Genomic DNA, 14,705 nt, shown 5'->3' with positions numbered 1-14,705 from the left:
TGCCAATTAATATAATAACTTATCGTAAGGATATCTTGTTGTATGGATATCTTTTACTTTATCGTACAATAATTGCTTAAACTCTTCGATGTTTTCCTTTTGCGTAGCAGATATAAAAATTGCAGGGGCATTATGATGTGCCATCCAGCTCTTTTTAAAATCGGCCAAGGTTAAGGGAGCAGCCTGTTCTTCCTCTACATTAAACTCATCTGCCGCCGGCGTTACATAAGCATCAATTTTATTGAAGATCATGATGGTATCCTTATCTCTTGCACCCAAATCATTCAAGGTCTCATTAACGGTATGAATTTGATCTTCAAAATTTGGATGTGATACATCAACTACATGAACGAGTATATCAGCTTCTCTAACTTCATCTAAAGTAGATTTAAAGCATTCTACTAAATGATGCGGAAGTTTTCGGATAAAACCAACGGTATCTGACAACAAGAAAGGTAAATTCTCAATCACCACCTTGCGAACAGTAGTATCTAATGTTGCAAATAGTTTATTTTCTGCAAACACCTCCGATTTTGAAAGCATATTCATAATGGTCGACTTGCCAACATTCGTATAACCTACTAAAGCAACCCGAATTAGCTGTCCCCGGTTTTTGCGCTGTGTTTCGTTTTGGCGATCGATTAACTTTAAACGCTCCTTTAGCAGGGATATTTTCTCTAAAATCATCCTTCTATCGCTCTCAATCTGTGTTTCACCTGGCCCGCGCATTCCAATACCACCCTTTTGACGCTCTAAGTGGGTCCACATACGGGTTAACCGGGGCAATAAATATTGCAGTTGCGCGAGTTCAACCTGTGTCTTTGCCTGCGCAGTTTGTGCTCTTCCGGCAAAAATATCAAGGATTAAATTGCTTCTATCTAAAATCTTAACTTGTAATTCACGTTCGATATTGCGCAGTTGCGATGGCAAAAGTTCATCATCAAAAACTACCATGTCAATTTCTTCCGCTTTTACATAAGCTCTTATATCTTCTAATTTACCCGTTCCCACAAAGGTGGCACGATCCGGACGGAGCATTTTTTGTGTAAATACTTTTTCAACCACACCCCCTGCCGTGTCTACTAAAAATGCCAGCTCATCCAGGTATTCTTTTGTTTGCTCGGGCTTTTCACCAGGCGTAATTACCCCAACAAGTACAGCACGTTCTTGTTTAAGAGCGGTATCATATGTTTTTTGTTTTCCCATAGTATAGGTACAAATATACAAAAGTTCCGACTTCGTAAGTCGACCTATTTTAGTCCGACTTACGAAGTCGGTAAACTAGGAAGAAATCGTTATCGTTGTAGCGTATTGTCGACGTTACTCGTTTTAGCTCTGAACCAAATTGCTCCCTACGCAAATAATATATGAAGAAATTATTAACGCTCTCTATTTTATTCCTTTCCCTTTTTGCAAAGGCTCAAGAGGAAGGCAGTATCGCTCTTTCGTATGGCTTCGGTAATGGTAAATTTGGCCACTTGGGAAAATCCGAGCCTACCCCGACCAGCCGGCAGAGGTCTCTTCATCTATTTGGAATGAGTTATTGGCACGAAATAGGCAAAAATCTATTTTTTGAAACGGGATTTCAGCGTTTCCTTTACAGCTATGAGACTGCTAGCTTTGATTCTAGTCAACCGCCAACAAACAATGAGCTAAATTTTACGAGTATTCCATTCAAATTGCGTTTTGAAGCCGGAGACTATATATTTTTTAATGGGGGCCTCACGACAGATTTGAATAGCGCCAAATTTAACACCTTATTGGGTATTGGCGCCGGAATTGGCATCGGATTACAAGTTAAAACTTTTAAACAGATCTCTTTGTATGTTAACCCACAAGCAAATCTTCATCGCGTTAAAGGTACGGCATTCTTAGAATCTAATATCACCTTCGGGGCTTCATACCAACTATTTAATCACTAACCCATGAAAAAATTATTAACACTATTTCTTATGCTATGCCGCATTCTTACTCAAGCTCAAGAAAAGAAAAGCCTTTCAATTTCCTATGGGACTGCGCTGCACAACTTACCTTTTTAGCGAAATTAATGGGAAGTTCGGGTTATGAGGGCCCATGTTACTCCCAACCCATACCCTTTGCAAAAACACGAAGAAGAATTAGACTTGATTAGTATCCCATTAAAACTGAGTTATGGGGTATATCAATCCGCAACTTAACTTAAGAAATTTGGTTTCTTTTTCTGGTGAAAGACATGCGCTGCGATTAGCAGAGTCAAACCTTATTTTTGGCTTAAGCTATAAAATTAAATAAAAATTTAGTCTCCTAAAGTTTCCCCACAAAATCCCTAATTGCTTGCCCTGGATCTTCTGTTTTCATAAAATTTTCTCCAATTAAAAACCCATTATAACCAACCTTTTTTAGCGTTCTAATAACTTCGGGATTATCGATCGCACTTTCTGAAATCTTCAAAAACTCTGTGGGAATTTTATCAGCCAAATCGAAAGAGGTTTGGATATTAACCGTAAAATTGCCCAAATTGCGATTATTTACACCGATAGCGTCTAAATTAGGACAAATACTTCGCTCCAGTTCTTCCAGATCATGCACTTCCAATAACACACTTAAGCCTAAACTTTGAGCAAACTTTCCAAATTGAACAATTTGCTGTGGAGTTAAAATGGAGGCGATCAACAATATGAGATCAGCTCCCCAAGCTTTTGCCTCCAAAATCTGATATTCATCGATCATAAAATCTTTGCGCAGAATAGGAATTTGGTTTACCGCCCTTGCCGCGATTAAATCTTCAGCCTTGCCACCAAAAAAGTCCGTATCTGTTAATACCGATAAGGCAGAAGCTCCAGCTTCATTGTAAGCTTTAGTCACCGTTTCAACTTCCGCCGTACCGTTAATTAAACCCTTGGAAGGCGATCTCCTTTTAAACTCTGAGATAATTCCAGTACGGTTTTCTGCTAAAATGAAGTCCTTGAAAACCAAAGGTGTTCTATCGAAATTCGGTGAAGCTTCCAACTGCTGAACACTAATGCTTTGCTTCGCCAGCGCAACCTCTTCTTGTTTACGAATAACTATTTTATCTAAAATATTCATGTCATATTAATTTATGCGGGGCACGGAATCGTCATGGCGAGGTACGAAGCAATCTCCTTACTTACATTATCTTTTAGGATTGCTTCGTACCTCGCAATGACGACTTAGTTAGTTAATTAATCTCCCAACCAGTTTTTCATCATTTCTTTTCCACTTGGCGTGAGCACACTTTCCGGATGGAATTGCACACCACAAACGTCATATTGCTCATGACGCAACGCCATTATTTGTCCATCGCCATCTACCGCAGTAATTTTCAAACTGCTCGGTAAATCTGCCGGATTAACCACCCAAGAATGGTAACGCCCAACTTCAATTGGCTCGGGACAGTTTTTAAATGTTAATTCGGTAGAATCTAATACCGTAATAGGTGTAGCGATGCCATGCATTGGGCGACCTAAATTGAGCAACGACCCTCCAAAAGCCTCGGCTATGGCCTGTTGCCCCAAACACACCCCCATGATACTCTTGCTAGGCGCATATGTTTTAATCACCTCCAATAATAACCCGGCCTCAACCGGAATACCCGGGCCCGGCGAAAGCAAGATTTTATCGTATTGCTCAACATCTGCCAATTCAAACTTATCGTTTCTCCAAACCACCGCCTCAAAACCTAATTCATTAATCAGATGTACCAAATTATAAGTAAAACTATCGTAGTTATCGATTACTAAAACGGTGTTTTTATGATCTTTATTCATTTCCTTTATATTTCTTCTGCCATTGAAATCGCTTTGCGAAGGGCAGCAATTTTATTATTTACCTCGTTTAACTCACTTTCTGCTACAGAATCGGCCACAATTCCTGCGCCTGCTCTATAATGCAATTGATTATTCTTGCTCATGAAAGTCCGGATCATAATCGCATGGTTAAAATCATTATCAAAACCCATATACCCGATGGCTCCTGCATAAAAATTACGCCCTAATTGCTCATATTGATCGATCAATTGCATGGCTTTATACTTCGGCGCCCCACTCAATGTTCCCGCTGGGTAAGTATCTGCGACTACCTTAAACGCACTTACTCCATCCTGCAAGTTGCCGCTCACCTTTGAAACCAGATGAATTAAATGGGAGTAATATTGAACTTCCTTAAAGGATTTCACAGCTACTGCATTACAATGCCTGCTTAGATCATTCCTAGCTAAATCTACCAGCATTACATGTTCTGCACTTTCTTTTGGATCTTCTTCCAATTTTTTAGCCAGCATTGCATCTTCTTCATCATTTCCTGTGCGCTTAAATGTTCCTGCAATAGGAAAAATACTGGCGGTATTGTTATGAACGGTAATCTGTGCTTCGGGAGAGGAACCAAATAACTTGAAGCTACCATAATCAAAATAAAACAGATAGGGAGATGGGTTGATAGAGCGCAAACAACGGTACACATTAAATTCATCACCCAAAAAACCCTGACTAAACGCTCTTGAAGGCACGATCTGAAAAACATCTCCTCGGTAGATATGTTTTTTCAACTGCTCAACCATCGTCATAAAACCTTCGTTAGTTAGGTTCGATTGCTCTTCACCTTTTGCCTCGAAGCTATATTCGGGAAAGTTCTTGTTCTGAATTAAGTATTCTATTTTGGTCAGATCTTCATCATCATCCTCATTAAATACATTTTTTACCAGCGTAACCTCATTTTTAAAATGATCTATCGCAATAATATATCGATAAACATGATACTGCATACTCGGTATTTTATCTTCGTTAGGAGTAGTAGCAGTAAAGGTAATGTCTTCGAAATGTGGGATGGCATTCCACGTAAAATAGCCAAATAACCCAGTTGAAATATGTTTATCTTTTACTTGACTGATGGGTGCAAACTGCGATTTAAAAGCTGCGATTTCGGAAGTTAATACAAAGTCTTCTTTACTTTCCTTTTCACCATCGGGAAAATAAATGTTCAATACTTTATCCATTAAAGTAATGCCGGCTACCGGTTCAGCACATACATAGCTGGTGGCATTCTCGCGGCTATGATAATCAGAACTTTCTAGCAAAATGGTATTTGGAAATACATCACGCAAGCGTAAATAAATACTTACAGGCGTGGTAGTATCGGCCAATCGCTTTTTTGAGTATGATTTGATTTGATATGTTTTCATTTGTTTTCGTTGTTCATTTTTAAATTTTCACCGTTCACCTTTTGTCTTTCATGTTCGCCTTTTCGCCTTTCACCGTTCGCCGTTCGCCCGTCATTGCGAGGTACGAAGCAATCCCCTTCAATGTAGATTGCTTCGTGCCTCGCAATGACGGGAGGCTTCGTACCTCGCAATGACCACAATAAATATCAAGCCCTTTAAAACAAAAAACCCGACGTGTGGTTACGTCGGGTTTGATAATGTGGTTTAAGTTTAGGTTTAGGTTGATAAACTATAAGGTACATAAAGCGCCGACATAACTCTTGTTAGAATTAAAACGCCATTGCCATGTATGTATATTGTTAATCATTGAGCAGCAAAAATATACAAAAAGTTAAGTAATCAAAATATTTTAGTGCTTTTTTTGAAATAAATAACCCTAAACCTCAAAGGATTATAAAACCCCCAATAATAATTTGAAATTATTAACGTTTAGGTCTAGCTCATTCCAAACCAAGTTTTGCTTGGATCACTGTTTGCCATCATAAAAATAGCGGCCACAATCAATATCAATGCGATACCGAAATATATCCCAATTGCTCTATGTTTACCTGACTCGTCAACAATTTTCTTCGATTGCGCATTCCCTACGGTAATTAAAATGATTGCTAAAACCATCATGCTGATGTGCTCAACTTTCCAGTAGCGATACATAGCTTCACTCATTGGCCCCTTAGTTAGCGGACTCAAAAAGTACAACGCAATCCCAAATAAAAGTTGAATGTGAGCACTAATTAATGTAAACACATTTAGTTTTCTATTTCCTTCGGTATAATTTTTAGCACCTAACCAACCTTTTAATGCGGTTACTACCGCTACAAACAAAAGGATGATCACTATATAGCGCCATCCCGAATGAGCATTTTTTAATATTTCGTATAAAGTCATGATGTTTTTATTTAATCAAACATAACAATTATTTAAGAGCCTTGCAAAAGGACCCAACTAGCGATCATGTTTCTGTAAACTCACAATATTCCTGGAAAACTGTAAAATAAAAGTTAGGTGCACGATAAATCTTTATTTATCAATAGCTTTAAAACATATTAAAACTAAAAATTTATGAAGAAAATTTTACTTGCGCTAGCGCTGGTATTTTCTACTGCATTTTTGTTTGCACAGCAAACTTACCCTGTTAACGGCTCTTATGATATCAGACCAGGAATGTATGCCTTTACGAATGCAAACATTGTAGTTAATGCCAATCAAACAATTAGCAATGGCGTATTGCTAATTAAAGACAAAACCATCCAATCGGTAGGTTCCGGCACTTCAATTCCGAAAGGATATGTAGTGATAGACCTGAAAGGGAAATACATTTATCCTTCCCTCATTGATGCATTTACCTCTTACGGAATTACAGAGGCAACACGATCGGCTCCTACCGGAGGCTTTGGCAATCGTCAATCGGTATTTACCTCTACCAAAAAAGGTCCATACGGCTGGAATGAAAGCATCCGCCCCGAAATTGAAGCAAGAAATATTTTTGCAATCGATGCAAAAAAAGCAGACGATCTGCGAAAAGCAGGATTTGGAAGTGTAAATGCTATTAGCAGAGATGGTATTGCACGGGGAACTTCAGCTGCGGTTACCTTAGCAAATGGCAGAGAAAACGAGGTTATGCTGAACGATCAAAGCGCGGCAAATTACTCTTTTAACAGAGGCACCTCGAGCAATGATTATCCATCCTCATTAATGGGTTCAATCTCATTGCTGCGACAAACTTATTTAGATGCAAATTGGTACAAAGGACAAAAGGAGGAATATAATATTTCTTTAGAGCAGTTCAATAAACAACAAAGTCTGCCTCAATTATTCGAAGCTGATGGCTGGGCAAACATATTGCGTGCTGATAAAGTTGCCAAAGAATTTGGAAAATCATACATCATTAAATCTACTGGTGATGAGTACCAACGCATTGATGCTGTTAAAGCAACTGGTGCTACTTTAATTATTCCCATCACTTTTCCGAAAGCATTTGATGTGGAAAATCCAACAGAAGCAAGAAATTTGAGTTTGGCGCAATTGAAAGGCTGGGAACTTGCACCTACCAATCCGGGTGCACTTGAAAAGGCAGGTATAAAGTTCGCCTTAACTTCTTTTGGCTTGGAAACGCCTAAAGAATTCTGGACAAACATCCAGCAAGCTATTGCCCACGGGTTAACAGAAAAGCAAGCCTTAATGTCGGTTACCGAAGTACCAGCAGCAATATTAGGAATAAGCGATAAGGTTGGCTCTATAGAAAAAGGCAAATTGGCGAACTTCCTAATTACGTCCGATAATCTCTTCAAAACCGGTAACATCATTTATGAAAACTGGGTGCAAGGAAATCGTTATGTGGTAAGCAAAATGGACATAACAGATTTGCGTGGAACTTACACGTTGAATATTGACGGCATGGGTAGTGCGCTCCTAAAAATTACCGGCTCAGCTACTGCTCCTACCGCAGCGATTGAAAGATTGGGTGCTGATAGCGCAAAAATGAACGCTACTTTTAACAGGAATGGAGATTGGGTAAATATTTACTTTAACTCAAGAAAAAACCCAGTTGGAGATGTACGCTTAAGCGGATATCTAACAGCTGCCAATCCAGTTGCTTTTAGCGGTGATGTAATGATCAACGGCCTAGATGCCGGATCATGGAGTGCAACATTTAAAGAAGCGGCAAAAGAAAACCCAAAACGTGATGAACCTGCAAAACCTGCAGCTACCCAAGGCGGTTTAATTTTTCCGTTCATCGCTTTCGGAAATGAAAAAATGCCGGTACAGGAAACTGTATTGCTTAAAAATGCTACCGTTTGGACTAATGAAAAGGATGGGATCCTTACCAATGCGGATGTACTTTTAGAAGGTGGTAAAATTAAAGCAGTAGGTAAAAATCTTTCAGCTGGTGCTGCTAAAGTCATAGATGCAACAGGAAAGCATATAACTCCAGGTTTAATTGATGAGCATTCGCACATTGCGGGCACAGGAGGCATTAATGAAGGCGGCCAGTCGAATTCAGCTGAGGTGCGCATTGCAGACATTATCAATTCAGAAGATGTAAACATTTATCGCCAATTAGCTGGAGGGGTTACTTCTTCTCAAATTTTACACGGCTCTGCAAATGCGATTGGGGGACAAAGTCAGCTGATTAAACTTAGGTGGGGAAAAACACCTGAAGAGTTGAAGTTTGCTGGCGCTGATGGTTTCATCAAATTTGCATTGGGAGAGAATGTGAAACAAAGTTCTTCTCAAAACAACCAACGGTTCCCTGCCACTCGTATGGGTGTGGAACAAGTCTATATCGACGCTTTCACACGTGCAAGAGAGTATGAAAAAGCATTAGCTGCGAAAGGAAGTAACGTTCGCAGAGATCTGGAACTAGATGCTCTGGTAGAAATTCTAAACAATAAACGTTTCATCACCTGTCACTCTTACGTGCAAAGTGAGATCAACATGCTTATCCATGTTGCTGATAGTTTAGGTTTTAAGATCAATACGTTTACGCATATTTTGGAAGGCTATAAAGTAGCCGACAAAATGAAGGCGCATGGTATTGCTGCTTCTACCTTCTCAGATTGGTGGGCGTATAAAATGGAAGTTCAAGAGGCGATTCCTTACAATGGCAAAATTATGCACAACGTAGGTATCACAACCGCTTTTAACTCTGACGATGCTGAAATGGCACGTAGGTTAAATCAAGAAGCTGGTAAATCTGTATTATATGGCGGTGTATCGGAAGTAGACGCATTGAAATTTGTAACCCTAAACCCTGCTCGTATGTTGCATATCGACAATAAAGTGGGCAGTTTAAAACCTGGTAAAGATGCAGATGTAGTTGTTTGGTCGGCCAACCCATTGTCTATTTATGCAAAAGCTGAAAAGACCTTTGTAGATGGCATTGCTTATTGGGATATAGAGCGTGATGCAGCTGTACAAAAAGCACAAAACGCGGAAAAAGCACGCATCATTCAAAAATTATTAGCAAGTAAATCTGCCGGTGCGCGTACGCAACGTGCATCAGGACAAGCACCGCCTCGTCTTTATCATTGCGAATCGGAAGAAGACTATTGGGCTGAAGTAAACAAAACGGAAGGAGAACACAATCATGAATAAGTATATAATTATGGCTATGGCGCTATTTGCGTCGGTTAATATTGCTTATGGCCAAGCAAACATTTCTCCTGCCAAACCTCAAAGTCAGCGAATTATTGTAATGGGTGCAACCATTCACACTGGTGATGGTTCGGTTATTCCGAATGGCTATATTACTTTAGAAAAAGGCAAAATAACGGGCATTGGAGACGCTACCGTGGTGAAGTTTAGCACGGAGGGAGCCCGATTAATCACCGCAAGCGGGAAACATATCTATCCTGGCTTTATAGCGCCGATTACCAATCTTGGCTTAGTAGAAATCGAATCGGTTAAAGCTACCATTGATGAGCGTGAGCTGGGAGAGAACAATGCGCATATTAGAGCGCTTATTGCCTATAACTCTGATTCTAAGGTTCCCGCTACTTTAAGAAGCAACGGCATCTTAATGGCTCAAATTACACCAGCGGGCGGCTCAATTGCGGGCAGCTCATCTGTGGTACACATGGATGCTTGGAACTGGGAGGACGCGGTGATCAAGAAAGACGATGCCATGCACCTTTCTTGGCCTGCAGTACCACGAGGCCGAGGTTTTGGCGGTGGCAGAATGGGTGGAGGAGCAGCTCCTGGCGATCCAAACGAGCGTGTAAATGCGGTAATTGCTGAATTAGATAATTTCTTTATCCAAGCGAAAATGTACAGCGAAAATGTACCTGCAGTAACCAATACTCGTTTAGCGGCAATGAAAGGCTTGTTTAAGGGTACGCAAAAACTATTTATCACAGCAAATGCCCAAAAAGATATAGTTGCAGCAGTAAATTTCGCTAAAAAGCATGGTATTACCCCTGTTATTGTAGGAGGCGACGAAGCATATTTGTTAACTGCTTTCTTAAAAAGCAACAACGTTATGGTAGTTGTGAAACAGCCACACGCCCTACCAAGAAACGCAGACGATGATGTAAATATGCCTTACAAGAATGCCGCTGTTTTAAACAATGCTGGTGTGACGGTAGTGTTAAGCATCGATGGGTTTTGGCAGCAACGTAACTTGCCGTTTATGGCGGGCACGGCTGCTGCATGGGGTATGAGTAAAGAAGATGCACTTAAAGCAATTACCCTAAATGCTGCAAAGGCCATGGGTATTGATAAAACGACAGGCAGTTTAGCCGTTGGCAAAGATGCAACATTCTTTATTTCGGCAGGAGATGCGCTGGATATGATTAGCAACAAAGTTGAGGAGGCCTTTATTCAAGGACGCTCCATTAACTTAGATAACCTACATAAACAATTAGATAAAAAGTTTAGCGATAAGTACGGAATAAAATAGTTTTAAACGAAAGGAAGTCGCTGATAGGGAGGAAACAAGTCCTTGTCGGCGACTTTTGCTTTTGCACAAAAAAAGAGCGACCTATCCTGGGCGCTCCTCCTAACTAACTTATTATTTATAAAACTGGCTGTTGGGGAAGGAGTCGAACCTTCAAGGGGTAGTTAGCTGCAATTCAAAATTAATTTGTGGTCAACCCATAAATTGCGTTTGTCCCATGATCCCCACCACCGAGACAAGGAGGTGTGTCTGCCAATTTCACCACCCAACATTCTTTATTAAGTTATTAAGGAGTAAGTTTGTTAACGTATAACCTATCACTTACAACGTAGAACTTAATGTGCTGTAGGGGAAGGAGTCGAACCTTCATAGAGTGGTTGTACCGTTACCGGATTTCCCATTTCCTCTACCACCGAGACAAGGAGGTGTGTCTGCCAATTTCACCACCCTACATTTTTTATTAACTTATACGTAGTTCGTTTTAAGTTTCAGTTTGTTTAACGTATAACCTATGACTTGCGACGTATAACTTATTGTTGATACAAACATAAGACAAATAGTAAATATGTTGCAAATATTTTAATCATTTTATTTTATTTTTATGAATATTGTAATTAAATTAGACTATCATTTAAAATAAAGAAATTTATGCTCAAAAAAGAAAGTCAAAATTTAGAAATTGACAACCTGGATATTCAAATTTTAACGCACTTAATGAAAGATGCGACCAAACCTTACACAGAAATTGCTAAAGAGTTGGTCATTTCAGGCGGAACCGTGCACGTAAGAATGAAAAAATTAGAGGATTTGGGTATTATCAAAGGGTCGCATTTAATCATCGACCCTAAAAAAGCGGGCTTTGACATTACTGCCTTTTTAGGTATTTACCTAGAAAAGGGTTCTCTTTATAAGGATGCGGTTGAACAGCTCAGCAAAATAAAAGAAGTAGTAGAGCTTCATTATACTACCGGATCTTATAGTATGTTTGCCAAAATCACCTGCAGAGATACCAATCACCTGCGACATGTACTGAACGAAGAAATACAGGCCGTGAAAGGAATACAACGTACCGAAACATTAATCTCTTTGGAAGAAAGCATCAAGCGGCAGATTGAGCTATAAATTAATTTTTAAGAAACCGACTTCGTAAGTTGGCCCTAGTTAGGCCGACTTACGAAGTCGGTTAGGTTGTCGGTTGGGTTGTTGGTTTTGTTATTTGAACAATCCTTTTAGCGCTTGTAACTTCGCCTGTAAATCGCCTGCTACTTCCTTCTCTTCTTTAGGCTGAGGTTTGGGCTTAGCTTGCGCATTTGTCTTCTTAATATTTTGGTTCTCTTCGGTCTTCATTGTCAGGGAAATTCTCTTTCTCGCCACATCCACATCAACAACCGTTACCTGTACTACCTGACTTACCTTTATAATTTCATTGGGATTTGCCACATAGCGATTGGCCAGCTGACTTGTATGCACCAATCCGTCTTGGTGTACCCCAATATCAACAAAAGCTCCGAAGTTAGTAATATTGGTTACGATACCCGCCAATTTCATCCCTACTTTTAAGTCCCCAATTGCATTAACTCCATCGGCAAAACTAAATGCTTCAAAAGCTTCACGTGGATCGCGGCCGGGTTTTGCCAGTTCTTTAAGAATGTCGTTTAAAGTTGGCAGCCCCACCGAAGCACTCACATAACGTTGTAAGTTTAATTGTTTTTGCAATTGTACATTCTTTATTAAATCATCAACCGTACACCCTAAATCTTTGGCCATTTGATTTACCAGCTCGTATCTTTCAGGATGCACCCCACTTCGATCTAATGTCTGCTTTGCATCACGAATTCGTAAAAAGCCTGCTGCCTGCTCAAATGCTTTCTCGCCTAATCGCGGCACCTTCTTTAAGCTTTCACGGTTCTTAAAAGCACCATGTGTGTTACGATAGTTTACAATATTTTGCGCCAACGTGTCGCCCAAACCAGAAACATAGGCCAATACCTGTTTTGATGCCGTGTTTAATTCAACCCCAACCGCATTTACGCAACTAATTACGGTATCATCCAAACTCTGTTGTAACTTGTTCTGATCCACATCATGTTGATATTGTCCCACGCCAATCGACTTTGGGTCTATCTTAACCAATTCGGCGAGCGGATCCATTAATCTGCGACCAATTGAAACAGCCCCTCTAATGGTTATATCTTGTGTTGGAAATTCTTCTCTTGCCAATGGCGAAGCCGAGTAAATAGATGCCCCGCTTTCATTAACCATCACTACCACCACATTTGGAATTTTTAGGCCTCTTACAAAAGTTTCCGTTTCTCTTCCCGCTGTACCATTGCCTATCGCTATAGCCTCAATTTCATGTTTTTCGCAAAGCTTGGTTAATTGCCACCCTGCATCTTTAAGGTTCCCTTGCCCCGTATGTGGGTAAATGGTAGTATGCTCTATCAGCTTTCCTTGTTTATCTAGGCAAACTACCTTGCAGCCCGTTCTAAAGCCTGGGTCAACCGCTAAAACACTTTTTTGTCCCATGGGCGCCGCCAATAACAGTTGGCGTGCATTTTCAGCGAAAACTTTTATAGCTTCTTCATCTGCCTTTTGTTTCGTTAAAGCCCTTAGCTCGGTTTCCATTGCAGGGCGAAGCAATCTTTTATATCCATCAATAATGGCTAACTGCACTTGGTCTGCACAGGCATTTTTCGCTGTGATAAACTGTTTTTCTAATAAGGAAATTGCTTCCTCCTCTGTAGGTAGCACCTCTAATTTTAAAAAGCCTTCTTGTTCACCCCTGCGCATGGCAAGCACCCGATGTGATGGCGCTGTTCTGGCACTTTCCTCCCATTCGAAATAATCCTTGTATTTGATCCCGACTTCTTCCTTTCCTTTAACTACAGTGGTTTTATAAGTTGCCTTTTGCGTGAAATGCTGGCGCATCTTGGTTCTAGCATCAATATTTTCGCTAATCAGTTCGGCAATAATATCTCTCGCACCTGCTAATGCTTCTAAAACATTGGTTACACCTTTTTTATCATTAATATAAGCAATCGCTTCTTGTTCAGGATCAATCCTGCTTTGGGATAAAATTCGCAGTGCCAAAGGTTCCAATCCTTTTTCTTTGGCTACCGAAGCCCTGGTTTTCCGCTTAGGCTTATAAGGCAAATAGATATCTTCTAAAGCAGCTATTGTTTTAGCCTCATTAATTTTCCTCTCCAGTTCTGGCGTTAACTTCTCTAACTCTAAAAGCGACTTTAAAATAGCCTCTCTACGTTTATCCAGCTCACGAAGTTGCTGTGCCAAATCTCTAATGGCCGCAACTTGAACTTCATCCAAACTACCTGTTAATTCCTTACGGTAACGAGAAATGAAAGGAACCGTTGCCCCCTCATCTAACAACGCTATTGTGGCGCTAACTTGTTTAAACGAAATGTTAAGGCTGGTGGCAATGCTTTGAAAATGTGTATCCATACTAAATGCAAATTTAGCTAGGATTTTTAGAATTGAAGATTATTTAATGATAATGTTTACGAGAGCTGTATTCATTCGAAATTATCTAATTTTATGAAACATACATGTGAATAGGCTAGGCTCCACTTATTGAATATTGACCATGAAGACAGCAGTTGAAACAATCTATAAAACCATGTTTAATTTCTTTGCAAATAGGGATGGATATAATAGTTTAACACATGTACTAGCAGGTGCAGTGACAGTACTCTGTCTTATTACGGTTGTTTTAAATTTTGTTTCTTTGCTAAGTTTAATAGTAAACTTTCCTTTAAATATCCCTTTTGGAAAAGGAGGTAAAGTGCTATTGGCACTATTTTCCATGATAGTAGGTTATTTCGTGCTCTTTTCTATTTTCAAATTCAGCAAAAATGGTGAAAATAAATCCTTATTTTCTTTACGTTTGGAAACAACGAGATTAGTGTGGATTTTCTTTACAGGCAATTTTGTCATTCTTATTTTATTGTCATTTGGTAGGATGTATTATTTTCAATAATGGCATATGCTGTATAACATTTTTTCTTTACTTTAACTTTATGTAAAAGAAGCAATTCAGCCCAGCCCTTATAGTGTAAAAAATGAAGAACATTAAATCAC

The 14,705-nt window shown here is 39.7% G+C and carries 11 protein-coding genes and 2 tRNA genes; 5 read left to right on the top strand and 8 right to left on the bottom strand.

The annotated features are described in order from the left end of the window. Positions 1-6: 6 nt before the first annotated feature. Positions 7-1,206 carry a GTPase HflX gene (gene hflX, locus BM207_RS00405; protein WP_090991582.1) on the bottom strand — a complete coding sequence of 400 codons (1,200 nt, stop codon included), beginning with the start codon at positions 1,204-1,206 and terminating at the stop codon, positions 7-9. 161 nt (positions 1,207-1,367) lie between these two features. On the opposite strand from hflX, the gene BM207_RS00400 reads away from it, so the two are divergent. Further along, positions 1,368-1,922, top strand: coding sequence for a hypothetical protein (locus BM207_RS00400; protein WP_090991581.1), 555 nt, complete (start codon positions 1,368-1,370; stop codon positions 1,920-1,922). A gap of 361 nt (positions 1,923-2,283) precedes the next feature. On the opposite strand, the gene trpC is transcribed toward BM207_RS00400, so the two are convergent. The 4 genes from trpC to BM207_RS00380 all read right to left on the bottom strand — a co-directional run bounded on the left by trpC (position 2,284) and on the right by BM207_RS00380 (position 6,100). Then, positions 2,284-3,066, bottom strand: coding sequence for an indole-3-glycerol phosphate synthase TrpC (trpC, locus tag BM207_RS00395; RefSeq protein WP_090991580.1), 783 nt, complete (start codon positions 3,064-3,066; stop codon positions 2,284-2,286). Positions 3,067-3,182: 116 nt separating this feature from the next. Next, positions 3,183-3,767 carry an anthranilate synthase component II gene (locus BM207_RS00390; protein WP_090991579.1) on the bottom strand — a complete coding sequence of 195 codons (585 nt, stop codon included), beginning with the start codon at positions 3,765-3,767 and terminating at the stop codon, positions 3,183-3,185. 5 nt (positions 3,768-3,772) lie between these two features. Next, complete coding sequence (locus tag BM207_RS00385; protein WP_090991578.1) at positions 3,773-5,176, bottom strand: anthranilate synthase component I family protein; 1,404 nt, start codon at positions 5,174-5,176, stop codon at positions 3,773-3,775. Positions 5,177-5,650: 474 nt separating this feature from the next. Next, positions 5,651-6,100, bottom strand: a complete 450-nt coding sequence (locus tag BM207_RS00380) for a cytochrome B (protein WP_090991577.1) — start codon at positions 6,098-6,100, stop codon at positions 5,651-5,653. 174 nt (positions 6,101-6,274) lie between these two features. Here BM207_RS00380 and BM207_RS00375 point away from each other — a divergent pair, with 174 nt between their 5' ends. Both BM207_RS00375 and BM207_RS00370 read left to right on the top strand, forming a co-directional pair. Next, positions 6,275-9,310 (top strand): amidohydrolase family protein, encoded by a 3,036-nt coding sequence (locus tag BM207_RS00375; RefSeq protein ID WP_090991576.1) that lies wholly within the window; start codon positions 6,275-6,277, stop codon positions 9,308-9,310. Continuing rightward, on the top strand, positions 9,303-10,613 hold the full coding sequence (locus tag BM207_RS00370) for an amidohydrolase family protein (protein WP_090991575.1): 1,311 nt from the start codon (positions 9,303-9,305) through the stop codon (positions 10,611-10,613). Before BM207_RS00375 ends, BM207_RS00370 begins: the two co-directional genes overlap by 8 nt. A gap of 124 nt (positions 10,614-10,737) precedes the next feature. On the opposite strand, the gene BM207_RS19075 is transcribed toward BM207_RS00370, so the two are convergent. Both BM207_RS19075 and BM207_RS19070 read right to left on the bottom strand, forming a co-directional pair. Next, a tRNA-Asp gene (locus tag BM207_RS19075) sits at positions 10,738-10,881 on the bottom strand. A 72-nt stretch (positions 10,882-10,953) separates the two neighbouring features. Next, a tRNA-Asp gene (locus tag BM207_RS19070) sits at positions 10,954-11,063 on the bottom strand. Between the two features lie 195 nt (positions 11,064-11,258). On the opposite strand from BM207_RS19070, the gene BM207_RS00365 reads away from it, so the two are divergent. Then, positions 11,259-11,732 carry an Lrp/AsnC ligand binding domain-containing protein gene (locus tag BM207_RS00365; RefSeq protein WP_090991574.1) on the top strand — a complete coding sequence of 158 codons (474 nt, stop codon included), beginning with the start codon at positions 11,259-11,261 and terminating at the stop codon, positions 11,730-11,732. A 90-nt stretch (positions 11,733-11,822) separates the two neighbouring features. On the opposite strand, the gene BM207_RS00360 is transcribed toward BM207_RS00365, so the two are convergent. Beyond that, positions 11,823-14,069: a Tex family protein gene (locus BM207_RS00360; protein WP_090991573.1), complete on the bottom strand. Its 2,247-nt coding sequence runs from the start codon at positions 14,067-14,069 to the stop codon at positions 11,823-11,825. A gap of 142 nt (positions 14,070-14,211) precedes the next feature. Here BM207_RS00360 and BM207_RS00355 point away from each other — a divergent pair, with 142 nt between their 5' ends. Continuing rightward, positions 14,212-14,604 (top strand): hypothetical protein, encoded by a 393-nt coding sequence (locus BM207_RS00355; RefSeq protein ID WP_090991572.1) that lies wholly within the window; start codon positions 14,212-14,214, stop codon positions 14,602-14,604. Positions 14,605-14,705: the final 101 nt, after the last annotated feature.

The organism is Pedobacter insulae (assembly GCF_900113525.1).
In the GTDB taxonomy this organism is placed as follows: Bacteria; Bacteroidota; Bacteroidia; order Sphingobacteriales; family Sphingobacteriaceae; genus Pedobacter; species Pedobacter insulae.
The sequence above is the reverse complement of the archived record's forward strand: the minus strand, read 5'-3'. Positions and strand labels throughout refer to the sequence as shown.